We start from the raw sequence: 3,831 nt of genomic DNA, 5'->3' as shown, positions 1-3,831 counted from the left end.
CGGCTCTGAGTCATGGTGAAACTCAAATTACAATGGTGGCTATTGTTGGCGGTTTTACTGATAAAACAGACGGCCTTCCTCCTCTTCCCTGTGGCCGGTGCCGTCAGATTATATCCGAAGCCAGTTATATTGCCAATGACGACATCGAAATCATTTCTGCCAATATTGGTTTCAGTAAAATAATCGTTACCTCTATCCTTGAGCTGCTCCCGGCTCCTTTCAGTGCTGGCGACCTTAACCTGAAAAAGAAAATTCTTGAATTTAAAAAAAGAAGTTTCAATCATGAAAATTAGTGTTTTACGATATTTTCTGTTTCTTTTGCTGATTCTCTTTCCACCCCTGTTTTTCAGCTCATGCCTCACCTGTGAAAAAAAAGAATATACCATTGAATTTACCGGTAAGGGGAGCGGAAAACTAACCATTATCTTTTACAACATCATGTCGGTGAAGGAAAACGGAAAAGTCATGACAGAAAAAGATTTTACAGAGCTCACCAGTGAATACATTGAAGGGAAAAAAATCAAGGAGCAATATCCGAACGGCAATCTCCGAACCTGTAAACTTTTTGAGAAAGATGGCGTACTGTGCGGAAAAGTCATCATTTATTTTGAAAAACCGGAAGACATAAAACTTTACCAGTATCAGGGAAAAGGTCCTTATATGATGTATATCAATACGATGAGCGAGTTTTACTACAACTCAAACGGCACATTCATGGGAAAAGAACTGCCGGTGGTTTTCTGGGATAAAAACCTGAAAACACTTACCCTGACTACTACCATCGAAAAACCGGATGAAGAAACCATCAGCCTCGTGGAAGAATTCAGAAAATGGCAGAAAAAATGAGGTTTTTTTCAGCAGCCGGATTGCTCCTGTGCCTCTTAATGACAAAATCTTCATTCAGTTCTGTTCCCAATAAAATTCATCTCGGTGATCACAAAATTCTTTGGCTGAAAAAGGAAATACTGAGGGAAAATGACAGTTGTGTTAACTTTGTCAGTAAAATAATAATGATTCAGCATTCAGATACCATGACGTTGGCCACCTTCAGCGGATACCGTTTAAAGACAGGATATTTAAACCGTCAGGTCTCCTGGCCTGAATATATTTCACAACGATATTTCATCAAAATGAAAAAACTACCTGATGAAAATCCGGAAATAAGGGTAAAAACCATCCGAACAAAACCATCTGAACGGCAATGTTCCTGCGACAACGGGATGAAATTTACCAGAAACATTGAGTATTATTATCTGATTGACAACAAGTTGAGTAAAAGAGAACCAGAATGAGGAAAGTCAGCAGGAAGCAATATTTTCTTACGGGAAGTCTTCTTCTCGTTTTCTCCATATTGTTGTCCGAAAAAACTGCTTATTCACAATCTCCTTTGACCAATATTGTTTTCTATAAGGTTTACAATGATTTTGGCGTGGTTTCCTATGCAGAGCAGAAAGGCTATCTGGATGAAAAAATTGCGGAAAGCCTGCTCAGTCCAAAGCTGGCGACCGATGTCAAAGCAGCAATTATCAATGCACTTTCTTTCGAAATTCTCGGGAAAGACAATTCGGTCAGGTTTATCAGATTCCTGAAGGAAAAATATAAACTCGAAAATATTGAATATCATCTTGATACACTAACAGCTGACGAATTGTTCTGTCTTGGTTACCTTACCGTGATGGATGATTATTTTGTACCGGAAGCCGGGTTTCCTTATTTTGACAAAGCTCTTCAGAAAAATCCGAAATCTTTTACCATACACACCATTTATGCCCTGTCGATGGCTCAGCAGCTTTTTTTATTCGACAAATGCCGCGCATGGAAAACTGTAAATAACGAGCTGACCAACCCCGAACTCACCGACCTGATGCTTCCTGAGGCCATTGATTTAATCAGAACTTTTATTAATGTTTATTCTGAAGACTGTCCCTGATTTTTGACAATCGTGCTTTTTCTTTTTTTATCGGCTTTCAGGAGAATAAAATAGAGAACGACTGTTACTACCAGCACAATCAACGCAATAAACTGCGAATGCGACAAAAGGTGGTTAAATAAATAGCCTCTTGATTCATCACCTCTGTAAAATTCAATAATTCCCCTGCCAATTGCATAAAGAATGAGGTAGATTAAAAACAATTCTCCGTGAAATCTTTTTCTCTTTTTGTAAAACAATAAAAAGCTCATAATCAATACTAAAAGAAAAACCTCATAGAGCTGGGTGGGGTGGAGGGGAACATTTTTGGGGTCAGCCGCACAATAGGGATCAGAAAAGACAACACCAAAAACGCTGTGAGTAGGAACTCCATGACAGCAGCCGGCAAAAAAACAGCCCATTCTTCCGAAAGCATGAACAATGGTAGCCGTGATGGCCATAATATCAAACATCTGAAGCACAGGCAGTTGCTGCGACCTGAAAAACCATATCATGGCAGGTATGGCAAACAGCAAGGAGCCGTAAAACACAAAACCCGACTTGAACCCCCTCAGAAAAACATCAAAATGGCTGAAATAGAAAGACGGCCTTTCGAGAAAGGTAAATACCTTGCCTCCGACAACAGCAGCAATGACCAATATGATGAGAAGCCTTGTCATTACTTCCTGAGGAACATTCAGTTCTTTTTTTGCCTGACGCCAGGCATACAGGTATGCGGCAATGATTCCCAGTGAAATACAAAAGCCGTAAGTGTACATCGTAAGATATTCAGCATTCCCGGGCAGCAATGCCTGTAAAAACTCCGGAAGTTTAAATCTGAACAATATCGGGTGCATAATCCTTTATTTTAGGGTCAATACTAAAATCTGTTTTATTTACAAAAAAACTGATACCGGCAGGAAGAATACCGATTTCAACAGGAGAATATCCCAAAAACTCACCATCCGCCTCTACAGGTATTTTCTTCCCCGATTCGATGATGATTTTATCCGTTCTCCTGATTCTGACATGTTTGTTTTTTACATAAGTACCACTGAAAAGATTTTTCACCTCCCGTATTACCTCAATCTTCCCGATTTTATTGATAATACTTACATCCAGCATTCCGTCAGCAGGGTGAGAAAAAGGAAGCTGCATCATGCCATTGCCATTGTATCTGCCTATGCCTGCAGCCATGCTGAAAATAATTTGTTCCTCCTTAGTTCCTGAATATGTTAAAGTTACCTTATGATAACCAGAGCCAAAAAGGCTTTTTACAAGCATCAGTAAATAAATCATGGCTCCGTTTCTTCCCTTTTCTTTCTGTTTCCAGACTTCCTTTAACACGGCACCGTCAAAACCAAGACCGGCAATGTTGACAAAATAGTAACGCTTCTTTTCTTCCGGAAAATAAATAGTCCCTAAGTCCTGCCTGAATGTCCGGCCTTCCTTGATGATTTGGATGGATTTTCTGAAATCCAGTGAGTTTTCATACATCTTTCCCCAATCGTTGCCTGTACCTACCGGTATTTGCCCGATAACAATATCGCTGGGGCTGACTTTATTTTGTAAATAAATACCATTAACCATTTCGAATAGAGAACCATCTCCCCCGACAACTATTAACTTTTTTGAACCCTGTTCGACTGCTTCCTTGCTTAAGGTGATGATTTGATCTTTCTTTTCTGAAATTTGAAAATCAAACTCAAACCCTTCTTTTATCAGTTCTGCTCTGATGATTGGCCATTTCATCCCACCTCTGCCTCCTCCGGCTGAAGGATTAACAATAACATGCCATTTCATTCGCTTTTTGCTTTTTTAAAAAAAGTGTAAAGGTAAACCTTTTGCCCCGATAATAAGCTTATTTTTGTCCCATGGCAGAAATGCTCCAAAATATCTTGCCTGTTTACCTGATATTTTTT

General features: G+C 39.5%; 6 protein-coding genes. 4 read left to right on the top strand and 2 right to left on the bottom strand.

Annotated features, from left to right (window positions below; translation table 11 throughout):
- The 4 genes from GX437_12155 to GX437_12140 form a co-directional block, all read left to right on the top strand.
- A partial coding sequence (locus GX437_12155; GenBank protein NLJ08407.1) for a hypothetical protein occupies nucleotides 1–293 on the top strand: 293 nt, incomplete at its 5' end.
- Nucleotides 283–846 carry a hypothetical protein gene (locus GX437_12150; protein NLJ08406.1) on the top strand — a complete coding sequence of 188 codons (564 nt, stop codon included), beginning with the start codon at nucleotides 283–285 and terminating at the stop codon, nucleotides 844–846. The genes GX437_12155 and GX437_12150, both read left to right, overlap by 11 nt.
- Nucleotides 831–1,292, top strand: a complete 462-nt coding sequence (locus GX437_12145) for a hypothetical protein (protein NLJ08405.1) — start codon at nucleotides 831–833, stop codon at nucleotides 1,290–1,292. Before GX437_12150 ends, GX437_12145 begins: the two co-directional genes overlap by 16 nt.
- The gene (locus GX437_12140) at nucleotides 1,289–1,930 is read left to right on the top strand and encodes a hypothetical protein (GenBank protein NLJ08404.1); all 642 of its coding nucleotides are present in this window, start codon (nucleotides 1,289–1,291) and stop codon (nucleotides 1,928–1,930) included. The genes GX437_12145 and GX437_12140 overlap by 4 nt, the downstream gene beginning before the upstream one ends.
- Here GX437_12140 and lgt read toward each other — a convergent pair.
- Together lgt and GX437_12130 are read right to left on the bottom strand one after the other, a co-directional pair.
- Complete coding sequence (gene lgt / locus GX437_12135) at nucleotides 1,909–2,766, bottom strand: prolipoprotein diacylglyceryl transferase (protein ID NLJ08403.1); 858 nt, start codon at nucleotides 2,764–2,766, stop codon at nucleotides 1,909–1,911. The two genes, GX437_12140 and lgt, sit on opposite strands and share 22 nt — an antisense overlap.
- The gene (locus GX437_12130; protein ID NLJ08402.1) at nucleotides 2,741–3,712 is read right to left on the bottom strand and encodes a diacylglycerol kinase family lipid kinase; all 972 of its coding nucleotides are present in this window, start codon (nucleotides 3,710–3,712) and stop codon (nucleotides 2,741–2,743) included. The genes lgt and GX437_12130 overlap by 26 nt, the downstream gene beginning before the upstream one ends.
- Nucleotides 3,713–3,831 lie beyond the last annotated feature (119 nt).

The sequence above is a fragment of the Sphingobacteriales bacterium genome (assembly GCA_012517435.1).
GTDB lineage: Bacteria > Bacteroidota > Bacteroidia > CAILMK01 > JAAYUY01 > JAAYUY01.
Note: the sequence above shows the minus strand (reverse complement) of the source record. Positions and strands in the feature narration are given on the sequence as shown.

Coding starts and splice junctions, on each gene's coding strand:
- GX437_12145 (NLJ08405.1), top strand. CDS start 831: ATGGCAGAAAAAATGAGGTTTTTTTCAGCAGCCGGATTGCTCCTGTGC.
- lgt (NLJ08403.1), bottom strand. CDS start 2,766: ATGCACCCGATATTGTTCAGATTTAAACTTCCGGAGTTTTTACAGGCA.
- GX437_12150 (NLJ08406.1), top strand. CDS start 283: ATGAAAATTAGTGTTTTACGATATTTTCTGTTTCTTTTGCTGATTCTC.
- GX437_12140 (NLJ08404.1), top strand. CDS start 1,289: ATGAGGAAAGTCAGCAGGAAGCAATATTTTCTTACGGGAAGTCTTCTT.
- GX437_12130 (NLJ08402.1), bottom strand. CDS start 3,712: ATGAAATGGCATGTTATTGTTAATCCTTCAGCCGGAGGAGGCAGAGGT.